We start from the raw sequence: 19,824 nt of genomic DNA on the forward strand, positions 1-19,824 counted from the left end.
CGAAAATCGGCACCAAGCCCTGGTTGAGCCGCTCCACCTTCTTCTCGTCGATATCGACGCACACCACCTCATGGCCGACCTCGGCCAGCACAGCGGCCTGCACGAGACCGACATAGCCAATCCCAAACACCGTCAAATTCATTTGGTTCTATTCCTGTCAAAGGCCGGGCCGCAAAAGCGGTCCGGCCGGTTCAGATGTCCCCAGGCCAAACGGCCAAGTTGGTTCGGCATGATCCTATCCCAAAATCAGCTCCACTTTGGGGGATCATGCCTAGTTGGAATTGCTAATGCTGCATGCCAGCGATTCCGGGAATTGGCATGGCTGGCCCAAAGCGGTGAAAGCGACGCGCTTGACCTCCATGGTCACCTTGCTGCCGGGATCGACAAAGGCGCCCATCCAGTTGGCCAGCTTGTCGCTGCCCCAGAGGCTGAAGAAGATTTTCTGCGAATGCTTCGGCAACTCGTCGGGGTTGGTCACCTCATGGACGAGCTTGCCGTTGACGTACCAGCGCAGCCGGTCCTTCTCCCAGACGAAGCCATAATCGTTGAAGCCCTTGTCGGCGCCGCCTTCGACGTCGACAAGTTTGCCGTTCTTCGGCTTGCCCTGAATGTAGCTGTTGACCTGCACCTTGGACGGATCCTTGGTGAGGACCTCGAAGTCGATCTCGTCCCAAGGCTGTTTGTCCTGCGGGCCGATATAGGAGAAGAAGGCGGCGTTGAGGCCGGAGCCGGTGCCGGTCTTCATCCGTGCCTCATAGACGCCGTAGCCGTAGCGCTGCTTGGTCTGGATCTCGGCGCAGGCGAACTCGCGGTCCTTCAGCTTGCGCTTTTCGAAGCCCAGCGAAAGCACGCCGTCGGAAAGCCGCACGAGATCCTTCGACCACGTGCAGTTCTGATGGGCGCCATTGGTCCAGCCGTCCGAGACGAACCAGCGGGACTGGTTGAAATTCGAGAAATTGTCGACGAAGGACGGCGCGCTTTGCAGCTCTTGCTGCGCCGCTTGCGCATGCGCGGGATGCGGGCTCGCCGCAAGGGCCGCAGCGACCGCAAACAGGGCGCCGACCACGCCAAGCCTCAGGCTGGTTAATCCGCTCCCTGGCGCCTGCGATACCTCGCAAGCCGCCTCGGTGGAGGTGTTGTCCGGATTTGCGTTCATAACAAACTCACCTTGTGTTGTCCGCCCAACCCAAAGTCATCCTCGGTTCGCATGAGCGAGCCGCTTCCGATCTTCCGCCCTGTGAACTCCTCTAATGTCCTGTAACGTCTCGTACCGATGACGGCGCCTGACGCGCCGTCAGCCTCTTGCCGTCGCCTGCGCAGCAGACCGCTCGGCACCATCCTCGACGATCGCGTCGAGCGAATGACGCAGTTCCTTCACCAGGCCTTTCTGGCGAACGAGCTCCGCAATGCGCCGCTCGCAGTTCAGGATCGACTTGGTCATCGCGGCGACATCCGATCCCTTGCTGGCCGACGCCGAACCATTCTCCATCGCCTCGACCAGAAAGGCGGCGTTGGCAGCCGTCGACTTATAACGATTCTCCAGTCCGGTTTTCTCCGCCTCGATCTCGGCCGCGATCTGGTCGAACAGCTTCGCCAGCCGGTCGAAACGCTGGAGATCGGTCTGCCGGTCGCGAGCCGGATCCCGGGATCTGAAGCTAAAAATCGAAGCCATCCTATCGGCCTTTCGAAATTGCTGCATTGCAACATAGACTGCCATTCCGGCAGCGACTAGGCAACATCATAGTTTCCGGAATGCGATTTTTTGAGGGACGGCGGCTTCCGGGACAATGCGCGATCACCCGCTTGCGGCGCTGGTTGCCGCCATCAGGAAGCGCGTCGGCGGCATCTGCTGCCGCGCAACAATCCCGGTGCGGCGGAACAGCGCGTCGAGCTTGTCGGTGGCGACGCCGCGCACGATCGGGATCAGATTCGATTGGCTTGCGAAAGCGTAGGCCGCGGCCGATGCCAGCCCACGCTCGGCCTTCACATCAAGGAAGTTGCGCAGCCGGTATTTGTCGCGGACATGGCGCTCATGGCGCCGCAAGGCGGCCTTCGAGCGCTCCGGAAGGCTGTCTATCTGGAGCAGCGCCAGATCGGCATCGGCAAGGCGCTTCAAATCCTGCGTCCTGTGGCGGCCGCTCAGCGAATCGGCGCGCACGATCGCGCCATAACCGCAGGACTTGATGATCTTGAACCGAGCCCCGTAAGCAACAGCGCGCGCGTAGAGTTCGTAGTCCTCGCCAAGCCTGAGGTTCTCGTCGTAGCTCAACCCATGCCGCTCGAGGAAAGCCCGGCTGATCACCGGCTTGAGGAAACCGAGCTCGCCGCGCCGCACACGGCGGCGCGAGATGTTGCCGTCGATGAAGCGCTCGAAATCGAGAAATTCCGGCTCGGCCGCGAAAGGCGGCGCTGCGACCTTGGCGAGGTCGGTCGCGGCATCGTCGCGGATCAGCATGATGTTGTCGGCGGCGAAGTCCCAGTCGGTGCTGGCGAAAAGCCGGCGGAAGCGGCCTTCGAGGAAGAAATCGTCGGCGTCGAGAATGCTGATGAAGGGCGATTTGGAGGCCTGGATGGCGGCGTTGCGCGCGGCGGAAGGACCGCGATTGACGTCGAAACGGATGACCGCAAGCCGGCCGCTGCCATCGTCGGCGGCCAAAGCCACATCCCGGGTGTCGTCGGTGGAGGCGTCGTCGACCACGATGACTTCGGCGACTTCGGCCTCGCGCAGCGCCGAAGCGATGGCGCCGGGAATGGTGCGCGCCGCATTGCGCGCGGCGATGATGACGCAGACCCCCGAGGTCGTTATGGGCGTCGTCACGGGCATGGGCTCACCTTTCGCTTGCATGATTGGCCGCCCCGCCCACGATTCTGATCATTTCGCTCCGCGACGGCCCGGCCGTGGCCGGGCGCTCGAAGATGCGCCGGCTGAGGTCGGCGGACGCCGCCCAGCCGGCTTCAGCCAGGTAGCGGACCGGCTCGCGGCCGCAGAGTTCCCACAGCACATGGCGGCGCTGCGGCCAGCGCAAGGACGCGAGCCACGGCGCCATGACCATGTGGAAGAGGTCGGCGTTGTCGATGCGGGCCAGCATGCGGGTGGCGCGATCCGAAAGCAGCGTGCCGTCGCCGCCGAGCAGCACGTCGGCGGCGCGCAATCCCAAGAGCAGCGTATCCGCCAGGCCCTGTTCGGCGGCGTGGTCGAGCACCCCCCGCTGCTCGGCTTCGCTCAGGCGGCTGACGCTGGCCCTGACGTCGCAGACATAGCCGGCGCAGGGCTCGCGGTTGAAAAAGGCCTTGGCGACGCTGATCGAGGACAAAAGCAAGGTGTCGGCGGCCGAGATGATCGGCATGGCGGCGCCGGCCACCTCGACTGCGCGCTTGCGGCGCAGGAAGCCGTCGGTGTCGCGCGGGCTGGGCGAACCCGGCTGCTGCAGCCGATGGTGGAGGTCGACTGTCGAGGCCCTCGCGCCGTCTTCGCGCACCATATGCTGCTCACCGAGGAAGCGCACCCACCAGACCGAACGCGACTTGCCGGCAACCTCATAGCCCATCGTGCGCAACGCATCGCGGGCCTTGGCGAAACCGGTCGGCGAAACCAGTATATCGACGTCGCCGGATGGCTTCATGAAGTGGTCGCCATAAAGCAGATGCTGCTGGAGCGGCCCCTTGAGGAAGACGAAATCGACCTGCCTGTCGCGCAGCACACGAGCGATGGCCACCGAATCGCCAATGCAGGCGACATTCATGGACATGGTACGCCGGCGGTAGCTGTCGAGCCAGCCAGGCAACTCCGCAGGCGCGGTATTCGCGGGCGCCCGCGCGAGCGCCTTGAGCAGGAACACGGCGACCTTGTTCAGCCTGGCGATGTCGGCGACATTGGTTGCCGAGATTGTGGTCGCCGTGATCGGGGTGGCCGTGATCGGGGTGGCCGACACCGTCGGCGCGGGCACATCGACCCGGCCATCCGTGATGTTGGCTCGTGGCGCGAAAAACAGCCTCAGGCAGGCCTGCACATAAGCGACTTCGTCGGCGCAGCCGGCGGCGCGCAGCCTTTCATAGGAGCCATCCTGCACCGCCATGCCCGATGTCGTTCTCCGCAAAATGCCGCCCAAAGGGTTTATACTGCACCTGCGAAGAAAAGCATCGGAAAAATTGACGCGCTCACGCCAAAAGCGGCTGAGGTCGCCTCCTGACCGCAACCCCAGCGTTTAAAATCGCCTCACGTTCAATCACTTTTGAAGACAATTCCGGGGGCGTCCCGGCTGGCCGGAAAATGACGATTTTTTGTGACAAATTCTTCGCAATTGCGAGATGTCTTTTTCGCCTGAAAAATTATCGCAGACAAATCAACCGCTTATCTAAACGGCACGGACCTACGGTTGAATTCCTGGATGGGTGAGGTTTAGGATGACGCTGCCTAGGCCTTGATTAACAACGGATGCGAGCGCAACCAAGAATTGATTAATGCTTGGTAAATCAAGCTTGACTCATGGATGTTGCCATGCAGCAATTGCGCTGCAGCATAGCGATATGTTGGCGGCATTCTGCAGCCGCTTCCAGTCCTTAATTGGAGAGTACAATGGAACAGAATGTTGAAAAGCATGAGTATGAAACCCCCAGCCTGACGGTTCACGGTTCGATTGAAACTATCACGCAGGGCGGTGCAGGCACGACGGCGCTCGACGCGAGCTTTCCCGCGCACACGCCGGTCGGCGAGCTGACTTTCTCTTAAAACTCACATGTATCCGGGTGTCTGAGTTGGGGCTCCGGATGCTCTCCAACAGGTGAGCCGGGGGGCGTTGTCCCCCGGATTCCTGCCGAGGATCGCAGGCAACCGATCCCGGTGGAAGCCATAGGGCGCGACGGGCCAGCAACGAGGTTTTAGGATGCACTGGAACCCTTCGGACCATGACCGCGTCGTCGCGACGAACGAGGCGGTGGCTTGTGAATTCGGCGCCGGACTGGCGCTACTCCACCTCAAATCCAATGTCTATTACAGCCTGAACGGCGTCGGCGCCTTCATCTGGGAGCAGATCCAGGAGCCGCGATCCATGCTCGATATCCGCAGCGCCGTACTTGCGCGCTACAATGTCGATGCCGAACGCTGCAGGGCCGATGTCGAGGGCTTGCTCAAGGGGCTGAGCGAAGCAGGGCTTGCGAGGCTCCACAATGAGGAACTGGTCTAGGCTCCGCTCGCTGAGCGCCTGGGAAATGCTGTTTCTGGCGCGCTGCCTGATGGTGGTGAGCGTTGTGCGGCTCGCGTTGACGCTGTCCTCCTATAACCGTGTCCGTCGCCTGGTGACGGCAATGCACGCCAGACGCGATGCCAGTGTCGCCGACCTGCGGCGTGTCGCATGGGGCGTTGCCGTCGCGGCGCGGCTCGTGCCGGGCGCCAGCTGCCTGACCCAAGCGCTGGCCGGACAATATCTGCTCGCCCGCCAGGGCAGCGCATCGAAAATCAGCATCGGCATCGAACGAGGGACCGGCAGCGAGCTCAAGGCGCATGCCTGGTTGATGAGCGGCAACCACATCGTGCTTGGCGGCTCGATCAAAGGATTTGCCCATCTGGTCGACCATGGGTCGTGAGCGATGAGCGGCGTCGCTGGAATCGTGCTCAGCGATAACGGCCGGCCCGCCGCGGCTGGCGATATCCAAGAGATGCTTTCGCGCATGCGCCACCGCGCCCGCGACGGTAGCTCATGGTGGACGGACGGCAGCGTGGCGCTCGGCCATGCCTGGCTCGACACGACCGGTGAGAAGGGCCCCGGCCCGCTGACGATGGCCGGCGGCAAGCTCGCCATCACCGCCGACTGCCGGCTGGACAATCGCGACGAGCTTCTGGCGCGGCTCGGCATGCGGGACCGGTCGGTCGCCGACGCGGTGCTCATCATGCGCGCCTACCTTAAGTGGGGCGAGGCCTGCCCGACCTATCTGCAGGGCGATTTCGCCTTCGCGATATGGGATGGCGAGCGCCGGGCGCTGTTTTGCGCGCGCGACCATTTCGGCGTCAAACCTTTCTACTATCATTCGACCGGCAGGCGCTTCGCCTTTGCCTCGGAGATCGGGCCGATCCTTGCGCTGGACGACGTCGGAAGGCGGCTCAGCGAACACCAGATTTCCGGCTTCCTCGCCGGCTTGACGGACGATCCGCAGGCCACGCTCTACGCCGAGATCTTCCGCCTGCCGGCGCAGCACAGCATGACGGTCGCCGACCGCCAGGTGGTGTTGCAGCGCTACTGGCAGATCGAGCCGTCGCAGAGGCCGCCACGTCCGGACGCGGCCGAGGAATTCCGGCATCTCTTCGCGCAATCGGTGGAGAACCGCATGCGCGGCACGCCGGCCGTCGGCGCGATGCTGAGTGGCGGGCTCGATTCCTCCTCGATCGCTTGCGTTGCCGGTCTTCGCGCGGCGGCTAAGCGAAACCCGAAGCTCAAGACTTTCTCGCTGGTCTTCGACAAGGGATCGTCGATGGACGAGAAGCCGTTCATCGATGCGGTGCTCGACGACAATCCGCTCGACGCCACGCTGATTGCGGTGAGCAATTACGCGCCCTTCGCCGAGTTCGAGCGTATCCTGGAGGAACAGGAAGGCACGTTCCTGGCGCCCGGCCTGTCATTGACCCGTGACCTTTACCGCACCGCGGGCGCAAAGGGCGTCAAGGTGCTTCTCGACGGGCATGGCGGCGACGAGGTCGTCTCGCAGGGCCATGGGCACCTTCATGAACTCGCCAATGCCGGCCGTTGGCTCGAGCTGTGGCGCGAATTGCACAGCGCCGCCAACACCTATGGCGAGGGCATGTTCTCCCTCTATTTCAAATTCCTGACCATTTATGGACCGGGTTGGCGGATCGCCCGGATGAGATCGATGGCCAGACACCTTGTCGGCAAGGTGCGGCAGAGGCCGGCATCGGCGCCGCGCGCCTGGGCGGGCCTGGTAAATCCGGACCTTGCCAGGCGCACGGATCTTGCCGAGCGGTTTCATCGCAGCGGCTACATGCCCGCCGCCGTGAGCGCCAGCGAAGCGCTGACGCATCGCTGGCTGCTGTCCACCGGGCTGGTGCCGCACGCCTTCGAAGTGCTCGACAAGGCCGCCGCCAATTCCGGCGTCGAGCCCCGCTATCCGTTCTGGGACAAGCCGCTCGTCGAGTTCTGCCTGGCGCTGCCCGGGGAGGAAAAACTCAGGGACGGGTTTGGCCGCCACGTGCTGCGCCGGGCCATGCAAGGCGTTCTGCCGCCGGCCGTGCAATGGCGGCGCGACAAGATCGATTTCACCGCTAACCTGGTCAAGGGCATGCTCGGCAACCACCGCGAGCTTCTGGACAGGCTGCTGATAGCGGACGGCGAGCGGATCGCGCCCTATGTCAACCTGCCTGAAGTGAACGCCGTCTATGAGCGCCTGCTCAGCCAGCCCGAGCAGGCAACGCTGCCCGACGTCCAGCATGTCTGGCGTTCGGTTTCGCTGTCGCTGTGGCTGCGGCAAGTCCAAGGAAGCCCCGCATGAAGCTTCCGACCGCTTCCCTTGCGCGACCGGGGCCCGCCACCGGGACAATGGCGCCGGGCGGACGTGTCCGCCATTTCTACAAGGCCTACGGGCTGATCGTCAGTTCAGACCTGGCGTTGCCGGAACTGACGCTGACGGCGCCGGCGACGCCGGACCTGGAGATCGCGGTCGGGCCGATCGACTTTCCCGACGGCGCATCGCATGGCGCCACGGGCTTTCGGTTCGAGGCGACCCGCCAATATCTTTCCTGGCAGGCGGTCGGCACCTTCATGATCAGCGACGGCAGGCGGATCGATGTCGATCCGGCGCCGGGGATCGACGACCCGCTGCTTGCCTTTCCGCTGCTCGGGCCGGTGATGGCTCTTGTCCTGCATCGGCGCGGGCTGCTCGTCCTGCATGCCAGCGCCATTGCCGTCGGCGGCAAGAGCGTGATCTTCATGGGCGACAAGGGCGCCGGCAAATCGACGACGGCGGGCGCGATGATCCGTGCCGGCCATCGGCTGATCACCGACGACGTCGTCGCGCTGGATTTGTCCGACCCTGGACGACCGATGATCCTGCCCGGATTTCCGCAGCTCAAGCTGGCCGCGGATGCGGCCGGCGCCATTCGCCTCGAGCAGGCGGAAGTGCGCCCGCAGGTGCATCCGCAAATCGACAAGGCGCAGCACCGGCTGCACGACGGATTTGCCACTGTGGCGGTGCCGGTATCGCGCATCTATGTGCTCGAGCGCGGCGAACGCGCGGCGATCTCGCAGCTTGCCGGTGTCGCCGCGCTGCCGGCGATCATTAAATTCTCATACATCACGCGCTTCGGCCGGCAGGCGTTGACCGGCGATCTCGCCGCCGCGCATCTCAGCCAATGCGCTAAGATCGCCGGGCTGATCGGCGTCAACCGCCTCGAAGTGCCGGCCGGACTCGCCAGGCTCGATGAAGCGGTCGCCGCGATCGAATCCGACCTGGCGTGCGGAACAAGGTGAGCCAGGGTATGGGCTGGTCCTCGAAGTTTCGCCTGTCGCTTCTGCGCGATGTCGCCGGTTTCGGCGCCATGGTGGCGCATGTCGGCGGACGGCGCGCGGCGACGGCGCTTGCCTTCCTGATCCTGGGGAGCCTCACCGAAGGCATTTCGATCCTGCTGCTCGTTCCGCTGCTGCGCCTGATCGGCAAGCCCGACCAGGACTATGCGGTGCGAGTGCCGGAGGCCTTGCATCGGCTGGTGCCCGGCGGAACGCTGTCGCTCGCGAGCGTGCTCTCACTGCTCGTCGCGCTGGTGGCGCTGCAAGCGATGTTCAACCGCTTCAAGTCGGTCTACATGGCGCGGTTGCTCTATGACTTCGTCAACCGCGTGCGCATGAACCTGTTCGAGAGCATCGGCAAGGCGCGCTGGGGCGTTTTCACCCGCATCCGCAGCTCCGATCTGGACCATGCGCTGAACGGCGACGTCGACCGGGTGCAGGTTGCGGCCTTCTCGCTGCTGATGCTGACCCAAGCCACACTGCTCCTGGCCGGCTATCTCATTGTCTCGCTGTTCATCTCGCCGGTGATGACGTGCTTCGCCATCCTTGTCGGTCTGGTGCTGCTGGTTGCGCTGCAGCCGTTCCGGGCGCGCGCCAGCGCCTATGGCCGCACGCTGACCGGCAATCGCCAGGACCAATACCGCACGGTCTCCGAGTTCCTCGGCGGCATCAAGGTCGCCAAGAGCCTGAACGTCGAGGCAAGCTATTTTGCCGAGCTCGGCGCGACGCTGGACAGGATGAAGGCCGACAACATCGCCTTCGTCCGCAACAGCTCGCTCGGCACCGCTCTGTTCCAGGTTACGAGCGTGATCGGGCTGAGCCTCTTCATCTATATCGCACTAGTTCGCTTTCACCTGTCGCTGGCCGAGATCGTCGTGCTGCTGCTGGTCTTCATGCGGGTCGCGCCGCGCTTCATGGACATGCAGCTTCAGACCCAACAGGTGCTGATCAACCTGCCGGCCTATGCTTCGATGCAAAGCCTCCAGGCTCGCTTCGATGCCGAGCGCGAGCCGGAAGAGAACGTGACCGAAGGCGCAAAGCTGTCGCTTGAGACCGGCCTCAACATCCGCGATGTGGCGTTCGCCTATGGCGAGGGCGACGGCAAACCGGTGGTCAGCGACATCACCTTCGGTCTACCGGCCGGCAAGGTGACGGCGCTGATCGGCCCTTCGGGTTCCGGCAAGAGCACGATCGCCGACATGCTGCTTGGGCTGCTTGAACCCACCCGAGGACGTATTCTGGCCGACGGCGTGGAGATCACAGTGCAGAATCGCAGAGCCTGGCGCGATCAGGTCGCCTATGTGCCGCAGGATGTGTTCCTGCTGCACGACACGATCGCCGCCAATCTGCGCCTTGCGGCGCCCGAGGCCAGCGACGAAGAATTGTGGGCGGCCCTGCGAAACGCCCATGCGGCCGATTTCGTGGAGCGGCTGGACTCGCGGCTCGATACGGTGGTGGGCGACCGCGGCGTCCGCCTTTCCGGCGGAGAGCGGCAGCGCATCGCATTGGCGCGTGCGCTGCTGCGCAAACCCTCACTGCTCATCCTCGACGAGGCGACAAGCGCGCTCGACTGGCAGAATCAGTCGCTGATCGCCCAATCAATCGAGGCGCTGCGCGGCCGGATGACGATTTTGACCATCGCGCACCGGCCGTCGATGATCGCCTTCGCCGACTGGGTCGTGGCCATCGAGAACGGACGCATCGTCGAGGTCGGACAATATCGGCGGTTGAGGGCGAAAGCCGGCAGCCGGCTTGCAAGGATGCTGTCCGGCGAGCAGGCGGAGCGCGAAAGCGCGCCACCGATCGCGGCCGGGCTGACCTCCGCGCCGGTCGAACGTTCAGTGGAGGCTGCGTCTGGCGCTTAGCTTTTCGCCTTCGGCGACCTTGCTCAGGATCGGGCCGCGGTCCGCCTCGCGGATCTTGTCGGCCGATGTCGGCGTGGCTCCCCCGATCATGGCAAAGACCAGAAGGAAATAGCCAGCCTGGATAATGACGGCGCAGACGATGGTGCGAAGCAGGATGGTTCCCGCCGACGCGCCATCGAAATAGGACCAGCCGATGACGATCGCGAGCGCGAAGATCATACCGACGATGAATTTCGGCAAAGACATGACCGCCGCCCTCTCAACCGAGACGAGCATGCAGAAGCTGCGACTTACCCACCCGCGTAACTCCCCGTTGCGCCAAAGAGCTCTTTCTGGCTGCCCAATCCGGCCGGTTGCTTCCGACCTTCCTTACCCGTGCAGACTATGACAGGAACAATTTGCGACTCTATTAAGGCCGGCCTGCCGGAGCAAGGCCGTGCAGGTATGGTTTCCAACGATTTTACGAGATCGACTCTGCCATGCTGCGCCGCACACTCTGGCTCCGAGAGCTATTCAATGAGACGTCTGCCGCTTCAGTTAAACTCATGACTTTGATTAGTATTTTATGTGAATAACTTACCATTGCGAGTGCTTCCAGCGGCCTGCAACCGCGTTTCTTCTGCAGCAAAGAATGCACTGTCCAAAAATGGCCCGAAAAGCGGACTACATTTTCCTGGTTTTCTCTCACCTTGTCATAAACGCGCCACAAAGGTGAAAATTTGGGCAAGGCAGGTTTATTATTTAGTCAATTCATGACGTGAACATTTCAACGCGATGGGAAATTGTGTGTTGCGCTGCAGCATTTTTTTGGTATCTTGCCGTAAACCATCCGTTCAACGTATGGAGCTTCTGCATGAGGGACGTCGCCAAGTCGGCAAATGCGAGTTTTGCGCAGGCCGGCGTTGATTTTCCACCCCCCATCGGCGGTCTGCTCAAACGCAGTTTCGATGTCGTTGGGTCCCTGGCTGGGCTGATCTTGCTGAGCCCGCTCTTCCTGATGGTCGCGCTGCTGGTCAAGCTTTCGGATAATGGTCCGATCTTCTATGGCCACAAGCGTATCGGCCGCGGCGGCAGGATTTTCTCCTGCCTCAAATTCCGCACCATGGTGCCGGATGGCGAGCGCGTGCTCGCTGCGTATCTGGCGGCCAATCCGGAAGCCAACGCCGAATGGATCGCGACGCGCAAGCTGAAGAACGATCCGCGCGTCACCCGCGTCGGCCAGGTGCTTCGCAAGCTCAGCCTCGATGAGCTGCCGCAGATCCTCAACATCCTGCAGGGCGACATGAGTCTTGTCGGCCCGCGCCCGGTCGTGCGCGACGAATTGGAAATCTACGGCAGCGCGGCGGTCTATTACCTGAAGTCGCGCCCTGGTCTCACCGGTCTGTGGCAGGTGAGCGGCCGCAACGACGTATCCTACGACACGCGCGTCGCCTTCGATCGCCATTATGTCGAGAACTGGTCGTTGTCCGAGGATATTCGCATCATCTTCAAGACTGTTCCTGCCGTGTGGATGTCACGCGGCAGCTATTGACCGACGGGCCTGCTCCGCCAGATTCGGGGCAGGCATCCGGCAGTGATCTCATCGGGCGGATGGGGCCAAAGCGAATCGGAAAACGTATTTGACAAAAGACCTCTTCGGACTGCCCTTCGCATGCAGTCTCATATCCAGGACCACAGCCCGCTTCGGCGGCGTCTTGCTTGCTGCGTTGCTGGTCATGCCGCAGGTCGCTGCCGCCAGCGACTATCGGCTTGGACCGCTGGACAAGCTCAACATCCGGGTCGCCGAATGGCAGACGGTCGACGGCACGTTCCGCGATTGGTCGGCCCTAAATGGCGAGTACTCGGTCGGCCCGGGCGGGATGCTCTCGGTGCCGTTCGTCGGCGACATGCAGGCCGCCGGCAAGACGACGGCCGAGATCGCTTCAGCGATCGGGCTCGCCCTGCAACGAAAGCTGGCGCTGCCCGACAAGCCGGAAGCCTCGGTCGAGATGGCGCAGTTCCGGCCGTTCTACATTTCAGGCGAAGTCCAGAACCCCGGGCAGTTTCCCTTCGTGCCCGATCTGACCGTGCTCAAGGCAATCAGCATTGCTGGCGGTATCCGGCGCAATGCCGACTATGGTCCGCAGCTCGAAAAGGATCTGATTACCGCCAAGGGCAGCTATGAGATCTATGACGACCAGCGCTTGCGGCTGATGGTCAAGCGAGCCCGCATCGACGCCGACCTCGCCGGGAAGACGACTTTCGAGGTGCCTCAGGAAATTCAAGGCGATCCGAGATTGCCGACCATCGTCGCCGACGAAACGGCGATCCTGGTCTCCGACCAGAAATCGCTGAAGCTGAAGCTCGACGCACTCGACGACCTGAAGGGTGTTCTGCAGTCGGAAATCGAATCGCTGCAAAAGAAGATCGCCAACCAGCAGAAGCAGGTCGATCTGGCCTCGAAGCAGGCCGACAGCATCGGTCCGCTGGCGCAGAAGGGCCTGGTCGCCAATGCGCGCCTGCTTTCCTCGCAGCAGTCGGTCACCGACCTGCAGGGCAAGATCCTGGATTATGAGACGGCGATCCTCACCGCCAAGCAGTCGATCAGCAAGGCGGAGCAGGACGCTATTGATGCCCGCAACACACTGAGTTCGAGCCTCACCGCCGATCGGCAGCAAACGGAAGCGAACCTTAACGAGGCGGCCTTGAGGGTCGGCATGCAGAAAGGCCTAATCGCACAGGCATCGGATCCGGCAACGGCTGCCGCCTACACCGGCAATGAAGAGCCAGCCCTGCTCTATTCGCTGGTGCGCGTCGTCGACGGCAAGACCAGCGAGGTCGAAGCCAAGGAAGACACGCCTATCCTGCCGGGCGACGTGATCAAGGTGAAGCTGGCGCCGACGGCCAGCCAATAACGCCGCCGGCCCGGGTTTGTCCGAAGCGAACCGGGAACGGAGGCGGGAGGGACAAGCCAGGCTCGTTCGCGCGCAGCGCGGGCGAGCGATCTGTTTGGACCGCTTGAAGGCATAACATGCAGCCCGCAGCCCAGCGTCACGTGTATCTGAACCTCGACGCCATCCGCGGCGTGGCGGCGATCAGCGTCATGCTCTACCATTTCTCGCCATTCCTCGCCGACGGCAAGGTGCTGCCGTCGAGCTATCTCGCGGTCGATCTGTTCTTCCTGCTCAGCGGCTTCGTCATCGCGCATGCCTATGACCGCAAGATCGAAACCGGCATGGGCTTCGGCACTTTCGTGGCCATCCGCCTGATCCGACTCTATCCGCTCTATCTAGCCGGCACGCTGCTCGGCTTCTTCTATCTGCTGGTCAAGAACAGACTGATGCCGGCGGAATACATGCCGCTGTCCGAGATCGGCATGCAGCTGACAACCGGCATGCTGTTCATCCCGCTGGTCAGCGACGCCTATCATACGATCTTTCCTCTCAACCCGGCATCGTGGTCGCTGTTCTTCGAGCTCATCGTCAACATCGCCTATGTCGCTGTCTTCGTGCTCTTGTCGCGGCGGGTGCTGACGGGGATCGTCGGCGCCAGCCTCGTGCTGCTCGTCGTCGCCTCGGTTTTCGCCGGCACGCTCGATTTCGGCATGACCGGCAAGACCATCGTCAGCGGGCTGCCGCGCGTAACCTTCTCGTTCTTCCTTGGCGTGCTGCTCTGCCGATCGATGGCGCGCTGGCAGGGCAGCTTCGGCTTCCTGCGGCGCGGCTTCTGGGTCGAGGGCGCGATCCTGCTCACGCTTGCCGTCTTCGCCATCGCCCCGGCTGCCGGCGGCGCGCGCGTTGCCTACGACCTCTGCGCCATCGTCATCGTCTTCCCGATCATGGTGATGACCGGCGCGGTGGCGCCGACCGCGCCACGACTGTCAGGCTTCTATGGCTGGCTCGGGCGGATTTCCTATCCGATCTACATCATCCACACGCCGCTGCTGATGATCATCGCCGGGGCCGGCAAGGCCTTCTCGATCGATCCGTTCGCATATCATCCCTTATTCGGCATCGTGATGGCGGCGATAGTGGTCGTCATCGCCGACATCGCCACGCGCGTCTATGATGAGCCGGTGCGGCGCTTCCTGCAGCGGCAAATGCAGCGCGCCCGGGCCGTGGCTTAGCGCGGGACAAAAGCCGGTATGAAGATTCCGAAATCCATCCTGATCGATCCCGATCGCAACGAGACCTACGGCATTTTCGCCGTCGCGGTTTCCACGCTCGCCTTCGCCTACTCGCCCAATTTCGGCCAGATCCTGATCCTCGCCTACTACGCCGTCTGGCTGCCGCTGCTGTTCGTCGACTACCGGCGCTTCACCTGGAAACTCTCCAGCGCCTGGCTACCCATTCTGCTTGCGGCCTATGTCTGCCTCTCGGTGTTCTGGTCGCAGGCGGCGGGCATCAGCGCGCGCGCGGGGGTGCAATATTCCTCGCATATCGTCTGCGCCTATGTCGCGGCGCGCACCATCAGCGTGCGCACGCTGGTGGTCGGCTCGCTAATCGGCATCTTCTTCGTGCTGCTCTATTCACTCGGAGTCGGTGGTTACGCGCTCGACACGATCGACGGCACGGTCAATTTCGTCGGCGCCTTCGGTTCCAAGAACCAGGTCGGCTTCTTCTCTTCGCTCGGCATCTTCTTCTGCCTGGCGTTCCTTGTCTTCTACCGGCGCAACTGGCTGGGCTTCGTCTGGACCGCGCCGATCATGCTTTTGTCGGTCTATATGCTGGCAATCGCCCATTCGGCGACGTCGGTGGCCTCGCTGCCGGCGGTGATCGGCATCGTGATGCTGCTCACCATGACCAAGGTGCTGTCGCGACGCTATCGCCGGGTGCTGTTCGTCGTCGGCGCCGGGGCGCTGGTGACGGGCGTGGTGGCAGCGCTCAACCTCGGGCTGCTGGATGTCGTGCTCGGCATCTTCGGCAAGGATTCGACGCTCACCGGCCGCACCTATCTGTGGGAACAGGGCTGGAAAGCAGCGCAGCAGCGTCCGCTGCTCGGCTATGGCTATGCCGCCTATTGGGTGCAGGGTTTTGCCGATCCGGAGCGGCTGTGGGCGGAATTCTATATCTCGACGCGTTCCGGCTTCCACTTCCACAACACCTATGTCGAGACGCTGGTCGAAATCGGCTTCATCGGCGTCACCTTGCTGGCGCTGGTCATCCTGCGCGCCTTCTACGGCCATGTATCGAAGGTGGTGTTCGGCGGGTGGAGTGCCGATTCGGTGGTGCTTGCCGGCGCGACCGGGCTGATGCTGATCCGCTCCTTCTTCGAGGTCGAGATGCTCGGCCCCTATTTCATGGCGTCCTTCATCGTTTATTATGGCCTGTTCAAGCTGAACCCATTGCCGGCTTTCCGGCGCCGCCAGATGGCCGTTGCCGCCGAGGACGAGAGGCCGGCCATCGGCCGCATGCCGGCGCCGACCTGAGGGGCTTTGGCCTCACGAAAATTCGGCAAATGGAAAACCACCGCATCGGCCTCGGCAAGCCGTCGCCGGTCGTTGGTCCATTCGACGGGCACTGGACATTGCGGCATGGCCGCAATGTCGGCCGGTTTGTTGAAGCAGCGCGTCCAGAACAGGATCAGCGGAGTATCAGACGACATCGGGCCCTTCCGCTCTGGCAAGGCGCCGTCTCACCCTTATCGCGGCATCGCGAAAGAACCACGCGGTTCCGCACTCACCCATGCAGGTCCCTTGCAATCGCCGGCCCGATCGTGAAGCCGGAGAAGGTCGCCTCAAAACCTTCGCGCTGCGGAGAGCAGCACATCATGCCGACATCGACCGTTTTCGAGATCGGGAAATAGGCCAGGCGCACCGGTTTCCAGTGGCCGTCCGAGGCGTCCAGATACTGGATGCGGATCGCCTCGGCGTGGCGGGTCAGGCGGATCCTGACGCCGTCCTTGCCGGCGGCGATGGCGACCAGCGACCAGTCGGAGGTGTCGTTGGTGACCACGACGGAGAAGTATGCCAGCCCGTCGGTGTATTCGATGCCGGCCTTGATCCAGTGCGTTTCGCTCAGGCGCAGCATCAGCCCCGCCTGATCGTAGAGCACCTTGTAGTCACCCTTGACGGTGACTTCGGCGCTGAAATCACCTTCGACGGAACGGTAGAGGAAATGGCCGTTGTCACGCCAGAAGCCGTAGAAGGTCTCGCGCCAGAAGTCGGTGTCCTTGCCTGTTCGGACGGTGAGCGTGCCGTCGCCGACCGTGTGCTGCGGCGGCGGGTTGAGCCATGTCATGTCGGCCATGCTCATCGATCTCCTCCCGGATTGGACTAGTGCGTTTCACCGTTTCATGGAAACGGCGAAACGCCCTATCTCCTTGTTTTTGCGCAATTCCGGACGGAAAACCGCCAACACTTTTCCTGGAATTGCTCTAGCCGGCGAATGTATAGGCGGTCTTCACCGTGGTGTAGAACTCCATCGCGTAACGGCCTTGTTCGCGCGGGCCGTAGCTCGAGCCCTTGCGGCCGCCGAACGGCACGTGGAAATCGACGCCCGCCGTCGGCAGGTTGACCATCACCATGCCGGCCTCGGAATTGCGCTTGAAATGCGTCGCGTGCTTCAGGCTGGTGGTGCAGATACCGGAGGTGAGGCCGAACGGCGTGTCGTTGGCGACAGCCAGCGCTTCGTCATAGTCCTTGACGCGGATGACATTGGCGACGGGGCCGAAAATTTCCTCGCGCGAGATGCGCATCGCATTGGTCGAGCCGACAAACAGCGCAGGCTGCAGGTAAAAGCCAGGCGCGCCGCGTTCCAGCCGGTCACCGCCGAAAGCGAGCTCGGCGCCTTCCTGGCGGCCGATGGCGATGTAATCCTCGTCCTGCTTGAGCTGGTTCTGGTCGACGACCGGACCGATCTGGGTCTTGGCATCGAGCGCATCGCCGATGACGAGCTTGTCCAGGCGCTCCTTAATCGCGTCGACAAAACGGTCGTGGATGCCGTCGGTGACGATCAGGCGCGAGGACGCCGTGCAGCGCTGTCCCGTCGAGAAATAAGCGCCGTTGACCGCGCAGTCGACGGCCACCGCGAGATCGGCGTCGTCGAGCACGACGAGCGGATTCTTGCCGCCCATTTCGAGCTGGAATTTGCGCATGTGCTCCACACTCGCCGCGGCGACGCGCTTGCCGGTCCCGACCGAGCCTGTGAACGAGATGGCGTTGACATCGGGATTGTCGAGCATCGCCTGGCCGACCACCGATCCCTTACCCATGACGAGGTTGAGCACGCCCTTGGGCAGGCCGGCGCGGTGCAGGATATCGACGATGGTCCAGGCGCTTTCAGGAACCAGCTCGGCCGGCTTGAAGACGATCGTGTTGCCGTAGGCCAGCGCCGGCGCGATCTTCCAGGCGGGGATGGCGATGGGGAAATTCCACGGCGTGATGATGCCGACGACGCCGACGCCTTCGCGCGTCATCTCGACGCCGACGCCAGGCCGAACGCTCGGCACCATCTCGCCCGACAGACGCAGCGTCTCACCGGCGAAGAAGTCGAATATCTGCGCGGCGCGGATCGTCTCGCCGACGCCCTCTGCCAGCGTCTTGCCTTCCTCGCGCGCGAGCGACCGGCCGATCTCGTCCTTGCGTGCCATGATCTCGTCGGAGGTTTTCTTCAGCACGGCATGGCGGGCCAGCGGGCCTGAGCGCGACCAGGCCGGAAAGGCCGCCTTGGCGGCCGCGATGGCCTGCTTTGCCTGCTCAGGCCCGGCCGAAGCATATTCGCCGACGATGTCGTTGGTGTTCGACGGGTTGATGTTGCGCGAGCCGGCCTCGCCAAGCCACTCGCCGTCGATCAGGTTCTTACGCAGCACGGTCATTGTCTTGTTCCTTGAAGCTGGGGTAGCGGCAGTCCGTCGGCCGGTCAATTGTCGGACAAATGATATAATGATTGTCCCGTGGAAGGTCTACCGGCCTTCTGCGACAAACCTAGGGCCTTGCCGCATCAGGTCGAGAACGACCAGAACAGGCAGGCGAGCGTGACCGCGCCGAAGGCGACGAAGAACAGGCTTCTGAGCAGGACGTTGCGGCGAAGCTCGTTCATGGTGAGATGCGCCGCAACGATCACTGCCACGAACAGGAAACGCCAGTTGAAAAGCGCCCAGAGCACCTCGTGCTGGCCGAAGGCCCATCTGGCAAGCAGCGAGCCGACGATGGTCGCGAACAATACGATCGTCGCCCAGAAGATCGCGTCGGCCGCGTGAGTCAGGACGACGCCGGCGGCGCGGATGGGCAGGATCATCATCAGCATGGCAGCGAAAAAATAGACGGCGGCGATCGCCAGGAACGAGCCGGCGTCGGCGACGCCGTCGAGACGCTTCACGCCGAACGCGCCATAGGGATAGCCGTGCCTCGCCACGGCCAATGACAGCGCCATCAGCAAAGCGCTCAAAACCGTGACCAGTGCGAATGTGCCGAGGGCCTTGCTCATGCCTTTTCCTGTCGAGACGAATCAACAGGAGTCTAGCAGAGCATGGCCCTCGAAAGCCGCAATTCACTGCTCGACATTCTCGAAGACGTCAGGGCCTTTGCGAAGCCGAGACGAGATCGGCCTTGCGCCGGGCCGTCTCCAGGCCGACCGCGATGAAGCGGCGCGCATGACGAGCAAGCTCCATATTGTCGGTCCACAGATTGCGCCAGATCGCCGTCTTTCGCGACAGATTCTCGTCGACGATCTCGGACGAGAAGGATTCGAAGCTGAGATCGTCGCTGTAGCCGATCGCCGCCAGCGCATCGAAGATCGCCGAGAAATCGATGCTGCCGGTGCCCAGAAAGCCGCGATGGCTCTCGCCGATATGGACATAACCGATCTTCCTCGCGGCATGGCGGATGGCCAGGCCGACATCGGCCTCCTCGATGTTCATGTGGAAGGTGTCGAGGTGCAGGAAGATGTTGTCGGAGCCGGTGTCTTCGATGAAAGCTAGTCCTTGCGCGGCGGTGTTGAGCAGGTTGCTTTCGAAGCGGTTGACGATTTCGAGATTGAGCGTCACGCCGGCGGCCTTGGCCGTTTCCGCAACCCCGGCAAGTGTAGCGGCGCTGCGGTTCCACTGATCGCGCGTCGGCGGTTCGGTTTGCAGGCCGTGGCTTGCCGAGAGAATGCCGCCGATCTTTTGGCCGCCGAGATCGCGCGTGAGGGCGACGGTGCGGTTCAGGATCTCGACGCCGCGCGCGGCGACCGCCTTGTCTGGGCTGGAGATGTCGCCGTCGGCAGGCAGGCCAATGCTGATCGCTACGCCCAGGCCGAGATCGGTGATGCTTTTGGCCAGCCTGCCGATATCGACATCCGCCGGATCGAGATAGGAGAATTCGATCAGGTCGAAGCCGGCTTCCTTCGTGTTGGCCAGCGTGCGTTCGAGATCCGCCTGCGCCGAACTCGCAGACCAGACGAAAGAATGGATACCAATGCGCGACATGATCGTCTCCGTCCGATGAATGAGGCGCGGCCGGACCGATCCGGCCGCGCCAGCCTTGGGAG

General features: G+C 63.0%; 20 protein-coding genes. 10 read left to right on the plus strand and 10 right to left on the minus strand.

Features of this window, described 5'->3' with window-relative positions:
• From CK219_RS25120 to CK219_RS25140, 5 genes are all read right to left on the minus strand, one after another.
• On the minus strand, window positions 1-142 hold a 142-nt coding region (locus CK219_RS25120), incomplete at its 3' end, for an NAD-binding protein (protein WP_245340639.1).
• A 129-nt stretch (window positions 143-271) separates the two neighbouring features.
• Entirely contained in the window at window positions 272-1,156 is an 885-nt protein-coding gene (locus tag CK219_RS25125) for a glycoside hydrolase family 16 protein (RefSeq protein WP_095769311.1), read from the minus strand.
• Between the two features lie 138 nt (window positions 1,157-1,294).
• Window positions 1,295-1,672 (minus strand): hypothetical protein, encoded by a 378-nt coding sequence (locus CK219_RS25130; RefSeq protein ID WP_095769312.1) that lies wholly within the window; start codon window positions 1,670-1,672, stop codon window positions 1,295-1,297.
• 123 nt (window positions 1,673-1,795) lie between these two features.
• Window positions 1,796-2,824: a glycosyltransferase family 2 protein gene (locus CK219_RS25135; protein WP_095769418.1), complete on the minus strand. Its 1,029-nt coding sequence runs from the start codon at window positions 2,822-2,824 to the stop codon at window positions 1,796-1,798.
• Window positions 2,825-2,828: 4 nt separating this feature from the next.
• Window positions 2,829-4,076: a nucleotidyltransferase family protein gene (locus CK219_RS25140; RefSeq protein WP_095769313.1), complete on the minus strand. Its 1,248-nt coding sequence runs from the start codon at window positions 4,074-4,076 to the stop codon at window positions 2,829-2,831.
• 500 nt (window positions 4,077-4,576) lie between these two features.
• Between CK219_RS25140 and CK219_RS25145 the strand changes: the two genes are divergently transcribed.
• The 6 genes from CK219_RS25145 (at window position 4,577) to CK219_RS25170 (ending at window position 10,375) form a co-directional block, all read left to right on the plus strand.
• A complete protein-coding gene (locus CK219_RS25145) occupies window positions 4,577-4,729 on the plus strand; it encodes a lasso RiPP family leader peptide-containing protein (RefSeq protein WP_095769314.1) in 153 nt (50 codons plus the stop codon).
• A 154-nt stretch (window positions 4,730-4,883) separates the two neighbouring features.
• Window positions 4,884-5,183, plus strand: coding sequence for a PqqD family protein (locus CK219_RS25150; RefSeq protein ID WP_095769315.1), 300 nt, complete (start codon window positions 4,884-4,886; stop codon window positions 5,181-5,183).
• On the plus strand, window positions 5,167-5,583 hold the full coding sequence (locus CK219_RS25155; RefSeq protein ID WP_095769316.1) for a lasso peptide biosynthesis B2 protein: 417 nt from the start codon (window positions 5,167-5,169) through the stop codon (window positions 5,581-5,583). The genes CK219_RS25150 and CK219_RS25155 overlap by 17 nt, the downstream gene beginning before the upstream one ends.
• Before the next feature lie 3 nt (window positions 5,584-5,586).
• On the plus strand, window positions 5,587-7,497 hold the full coding sequence (locus CK219_RS25160) for a lasso peptide isopeptide bond-forming cyclase (RefSeq protein WP_095769317.1): 1,911 nt from the start codon (window positions 5,587-5,589) through the stop codon (window positions 7,495-7,497).
• On the plus strand, window positions 7,494-8,474 hold the full coding sequence (locus CK219_RS25165; RefSeq protein ID WP_141245405.1) for a serine kinase: 981 nt from the start codon (window positions 7,494-7,496) through the stop codon (window positions 8,472-8,474). The genes CK219_RS25160 and CK219_RS25165 overlap by 4 nt, the downstream gene beginning before the upstream one ends.
• An 8-nt stretch (window positions 8,475-8,482) precedes the next feature.
• A complete protein-coding gene (locus CK219_RS25170) occupies window positions 8,483-10,375 on the plus strand; it encodes an ABC transporter ATP-binding protein (RefSeq protein WP_095769318.1) in 1,893 nt (630 codons plus the stop codon).
• Here the strand turns inward: CK219_RS25170 and CK219_RS25175 are convergent.
• Window positions 10,349-10,621, minus strand: coding sequence for an exopolysaccharide production repressor exox (locus tag CK219_RS25175; protein ID WP_095769419.1), 273 nt, complete (start codon window positions 10,619-10,621; stop codon window positions 10,349-10,351). The genes CK219_RS25170 and CK219_RS25175 overlap by 27 nt on opposite strands.
• A gap of 607 nt (window positions 10,622-11,228) precedes the next feature.
• Between CK219_RS25175 and CK219_RS25180 the strand changes: the two genes are divergently transcribed.
• The 4 genes from CK219_RS25180 to CK219_RS25195 all read left to right on the plus strand — a co-directional run bounded on the left by CK219_RS25180 (window position 11,229) and on the right by CK219_RS25195 (window position 15,782).
• Window positions 11,229-11,906: a sugar transferase gene (locus tag CK219_RS25180; protein ID WP_095769319.1), complete on the plus strand. Its 678-nt coding sequence runs from the start codon at window positions 11,229-11,231 to the stop codon at window positions 11,904-11,906.
• Window positions 11,907-12,090: 184 nt separating this feature from the next.
• Complete coding sequence (locus CK219_RS25185; RefSeq protein ID WP_095769320.1) at window positions 12,091-13,269, plus strand: polysaccharide biosynthesis/export family protein; 1,179 nt, start codon at window positions 12,091-12,093, stop codon at window positions 13,267-13,269.
• Between the two features lie 116 nt (window positions 13,270-13,385).
• The gene (locus tag CK219_RS25190; protein WP_095769321.1) at window positions 13,386-14,480 is read left to right on the plus strand and encodes an acyltransferase; all 1,095 of its coding nucleotides are present in this window, start codon (window positions 13,386-13,388) and stop codon (window positions 14,478-14,480) included.
• Between the two features lie 18 nt (window positions 14,481-14,498).
• Window positions 14,499-15,782, plus strand: a complete 1,284-nt coding sequence (locus tag CK219_RS25195; protein ID WP_095769322.1) for an O-antigen ligase — start codon at window positions 14,499-14,501, stop codon at window positions 15,780-15,782.
• A 250-nt stretch (window positions 15,783-16,032) separates the two neighbouring features.
• Here the strand turns inward: CK219_RS25195 and CK219_RS25200 are convergent, their stop codons facing one another.
• From CK219_RS25200 to CK219_RS25215, 4 genes are all read right to left on the minus strand, one after another.
• Complete coding sequence (locus tag CK219_RS25200) at window positions 16,033-16,608, minus strand: DUF1349 domain-containing protein (protein WP_095769323.1); 576 nt, start codon at window positions 16,606-16,608, stop codon at window positions 16,033-16,035.
• A gap of 121 nt (window positions 16,609-16,729) precedes the next feature.
• A complete protein-coding gene (locus CK219_RS25205; protein WP_095769324.1) occupies window positions 16,730-18,169 on the minus strand; it encodes an aldehyde dehydrogenase family protein in 1,440 nt (479 codons plus the stop codon).
• A gap of 125 nt (window positions 18,170-18,294) precedes the next feature.
• Complete coding sequence (locus CK219_RS25210) at window positions 18,295-18,780, minus strand: hypothetical protein (RefSeq protein ID WP_095769325.1); 486 nt, start codon at window positions 18,778-18,780, stop codon at window positions 18,295-18,297.
• 88 nt (window positions 18,781-18,868) lie between these two features.
• Window positions 18,869-19,762 carry a sugar phosphate isomerase/epimerase gene (locus tag CK219_RS25215; RefSeq protein ID WP_095769326.1) on the minus strand — a complete coding sequence of 298 codons (894 nt, stop codon included), beginning with the start codon at window positions 19,760-19,762 and terminating at the stop codon, window positions 18,869-18,871.
• Window positions 19,763-19,824: the final 62 nt, after the last annotated feature.

Origin of the sequence: Mesorhizobium sp. WSM4313, from assembly GCF_002294725.1 — a bacterium.
GTDB lineage: Bacteria > Pseudomonadota > Alphaproteobacteria > Rhizobiales > Rhizobiaceae > Mesorhizobium.

Coding starts and splice junctions, on each gene's coding strand:
- CK219_RS25130 (WP_095769312.1), bottom strand. CDS start 1,672: ATGGCTTCGATTTTTAGCTTCAGATCCCGGGATCCGGCTCGCGACCGG.
- CK219_RS25125 (WP_095769311.1), bottom strand. CDS start 1,156: ATGAACGCAAATCCGGACAACACCTCCACCGAGGCGGCTTGCGAGGTA.
- CK219_RS25140 (WP_095769313.1), bottom strand. CDS start 4,076: ATGGCGGTGCAGGATGGCTCCTATGAAAGGCTGCGCGCCGCCGGCTGC.
- CK219_RS25195 (WP_095769322.1), top strand. CDS start 14,499: ATGAAGATTCCGAAATCCATCCTGATCGATCCCGATCGCAACGAGACC.
- CK219_RS25185 (WP_095769320.1), top strand. CDS start 12,091: ATGCCGCAGGTCGCTGCCGCCAGCGACTATCGGCTTGGACCGCTGGAC.
- CK219_RS25180 (WP_095769319.1), top strand. CDS start 11,229: ATGAGGGACGTCGCCAAGTCGGCAAATGCGAGTTTTGCGCAGGCCGGC.
- CK219_RS25200 (WP_095769323.1), bottom strand. CDS start 16,608: ATGAGCATGGCCGACATGACATGGCTCAACCCGCCGCCGCAGCACACG.
- CK219_RS25160 (WP_095769317.1), top strand. CDS start 5,587: ATGAGCGGCGTCGCTGGAATCGTGCTCAGCGATAACGGCCGGCCCGCC.
- CK219_RS25170 (WP_095769318.1), top strand. CDS start 8,483: ATGGGCTGGTCCTCGAAGTTTCGCCTGTCGCTTCTGCGCGATGTCGCC.
- CK219_RS25210 (WP_095769325.1), bottom strand. CDS start 18,780: ATGAGCAAGGCCCTCGGCACATTCGCACTGGTCACGGTTTTGAGCGCT.
- CK219_RS25190 (WP_095769321.1), top strand. CDS start 13,386: ATGCAGCCCGCAGCCCAGCGTCACGTGTATCTGAACCTCGACGCCATC.
- CK219_RS25165 (WP_141245405.1), top strand. CDS start 7,494: ATGAAGCTTCCGACCGCTTCCCTTGCGCGACCGGGGCCCGCCACCGGG.
- CK219_RS25175 (WP_095769419.1), bottom strand. CDS start 10,621: ATGTCTTTGCCGAAATTCATCGTCGGTATGATCTTCGCGCTCGCGATC.
- CK219_RS25205 (WP_095769324.1), bottom strand. CDS start 18,169: ATGACCGTGCTGCGTAAGAACCTGATCGACGGCGAGTGGCTTGGCGAG.
- CK219_RS25135 (WP_095769418.1), bottom strand. CDS start 2,824: ATGCCCGTGACGACGCCCATAACGACCTCGGGGGTCTGCGTCATCATC.
- CK219_RS25155 (WP_095769316.1), top strand. CDS start 5,167: ATGAGGAACTGGTCTAGGCTCCGCTCGCTGAGCGCCTGGGAAATGCTG.
- CK219_RS25145 (WP_095769314.1), top strand. CDS start 4,577: ATGGAACAGAATGTTGAAAAGCATGAGTATGAAACCCCCAGCCTGACG.
- CK219_RS25215 (WP_095769326.1), bottom strand. CDS start 19,762: ATGTCGCGCATTGGTATCCATTCTTTCGTCTGGTCTGCGAGTTCGGCG.
- CK219_RS25150 (WP_095769315.1), top strand. CDS start 4,884: ATGCACTGGAACCCTTCGGACCATGACCGCGTCGTCGCGACGAACGAG.